The 2,533-nt window shown below is 66.2% G+C and carries 2 protein-coding genes; both read left to right on the forward strand.

Annotation, left to right across the window (positions count from 1 at the left end; genetic code table 11):
- Window positions 1–128 precede the first annotated feature (128 nt).
- Window positions 129–1,037 (forward strand): tyrosine-type recombinase/integrase, encoded by a 909-nt coding sequence (locus tag AC0L2M_RS34525; RefSeq protein ID WP_473522176.1) that lies wholly within the window; start codon window positions 129–131, stop codon window positions 1,035–1,037.
- A gap of 2 nt (window positions 1,038–1,039) precedes the next feature.
- The gene (locus tag AC0L2M_RS34530) at window positions 1,040–2,233 is read left to right on the forward strand and encodes an IS91 family transposase (protein WP_473514078.1); all 1,194 of its coding nucleotides are present in this window, start codon (window positions 1,040–1,042) and stop codon (window positions 2,231–2,233) included.
- Window positions 2,234–2,533 lie beyond the last annotated feature (300 nt).

A 2,533-nucleotide genomic window follows, 5' to 3' on the forward strand; every position in this document is an offset into this window, starting at 1 on the left:
GAACGAACCCGCTGCGCGGGATGGGCGCGTGGGGTGAGGTAGAGATCACGAACCGGACGTCGCGCTCGCATTGAGGGTAGTTCGGCAGCGGCAGAGCATTACGGGCTTCTTCAACAAGGAGCCTGACCATGCCCTATCCTGTTCTTGATGCACCTATCAGTCCACTTCGTCAGCGGCTGATCGACGACATGAACATGCGGCGTTTCTCACGGGAGACGCAGCGCAACTATCTCCGCGACATCGGACGCCTGGCGACGTTCCTCGGGCGTTCACCAGACACAGCGACCACCGACGACCTGCGCCGGTTCCAGATCGAGCAGCAGGGCGACGGTGTTCCCGTGCCGACGATGAACAGCATCGTGTCGGCGCTGCGCTTCTTCTTCACGCATACGGTCGATCGTCCCGATCTGGCGCGCAAGCTCGTTCGGCTGGCGCATCCGCGCAAGCTGCCGGTGGTGCTCAGCCGCGACGAAGTCGCTCGGCTGCTCAACGCCACCACCTGCCTCAAGCACCAGGCCGCGCTCTCGGTCGCCTATGGTGCGGGCTTGCGCGTCGCCGAGGTGTCGATGCTGAAGGTCGCCGATGTCGACAGCGAGCGCATGCTGCTACGTGTCGAGCGCGGCAAGGGCGGGCGATATCGCAACGCCATGCTGTCCGAAGACCTGCTTACTCTTCTGCGGCAATGGTGGAGGGTCGGACGGCAGCAGGGCGTCATGCATCGCGACGGCTGGCTGTTTCCGGGGCAGCATGCGATGAAGCCGATCAGCACCCGCCAGCTCTATCGCGTGGTCGTCGAGGCAGCGCAGGCGGCCGACATCGCCAAGCGGGTCGGGCCGCACACGCTGCGCCACAGCTTCGCCACCCACCTGCTGGAGGACGGCACCGACATCCGGATCATCCAAGTCCTGCTCGGGCACGCCAAGCTAAATAGCACCGCCTTCTACACCAAGGTTGCAACCCGCACGGTGCGCACCGTCACGAGCCCGCTCGACAAGCTTGGCCTCTTCAAGCCGGAAGAGATCTCACCCGACGGCTGAGCGTGCGCGCCTCGATCGAGGTTGCCGACATCTTCCGCAGCGCGGGGCCCGCCTACCGGGCCGCCCATGCAGGGCACCTGACACTGCAGCAGCTCAAGGTCATGTCGGCGATCGAACTCTGCCGCACCGCGGCCCTTGGCGGTCACGTGGAGGCCTGCGAGGACTGCGGCCACTGGCGCATCGCCTACAACTCCTGCCGCAACCGGCACTGCCCGAAGTGCCAGGGCGCGGCGGCGCGGACATGGCTCGCCGAGCGCGAAGCCGACCTGCTGCCGGTCGGATACTTCCATGTCGTGTTCACTCTGCCCGCCGAGGTCGCCGACGTCGCGTTCCACAACAAGGCGCTGGTCTACGATCTGCTGTTCAAGGCGGCATCGAAGACGATGCTGACGATCGCGGCCGATCGCAGGCACCTCGGCGCGCGCATCGGCATCACCGCCGTGCTCCACACATGGGGCTCGGCGCTAACGCACCATCCGCATGTCCACATGATCGTTCCGGGCGGTGGCGTCTCGCTCGACGGGAGCCGGTGGATATCGTCGCGCCCGGCCTTCCTCCTCCCGGTGAGGGTGCTCGGCAAGCTGTTCCGCCGCCTGTTCCTCACCCGGCTGATCGCGCTGCACGACGCTGGCCGGCTCGCCTTCTTCGGCGCAATTGCTCATCTCGCGGAACGGCGGGCATTCCTGCGCCACCTGTCGCCGGTCCGGAAGAAGCGCTGGGTGGTCTACGCCAAGGCGCCCTTCGCCGGCCCGGAAGCGGTGCTCGCCTACCTGTCGCGCTACACGCACCGGGTCGCGATCTCAAACAGCCGCCTCATCCGCCTAGACGAGAGCGGCGTCACCTTCCGCTACAAGGACTATCGTCGCGAAGGCGCCGACCGGCAGCAGCTCATGACGCTCGCGACCGACGAGTTCATCCGCCGCTTCCTGCTCCACGTGTTGCCAAAGGGATTCCACCGCATCCGGCATTGCGGCCTGCTTGCCGGCTCTGCTCGCAAGGCCAGCCTCGCGCTTGCTCGTGAACTCCTGAACGCCGCCGCACCGTCAGACGATGACACCACGGACGAACCGGACAACTTTCGCCCGCCATGCCCCTGCTGTGGCGGCCGCATGATCGTGATCGAGGTGTTCGAACGATGGAGGCAGCCGCGCGGACCGCCACACGGTTCCCCGTCGACCGGGAGCAGCACGCCATGACCCGGCATGGAAAGGTTCAGCCTTCAGCTGCAGGCACTCAGCCTTCGGCAACGGATCGACGCACGTCTATGGTGATTATCGACTCCGACAGAGCCGCGCCCAGCCGCCCACCGTCCCGACAACACCGCGCGGAGGCGCAACGAAGCGGTCTGTCCGCATTCAACCCAGAGCTTCCCGACGGCGGTCGCGCCATCGCCGACATCTGCCGAAATCCGAAATCCCCATAGCCATCGCCTGTGGCCCGCGGGTTCCTTCCTCGGGGACTTTCGTACGCCTGCCGGCGCCCGAAACTCTTCACGA

It is taken from the genome of Mesorhizobium sp. WSM4806 (genome assembly GCF_055811635.1).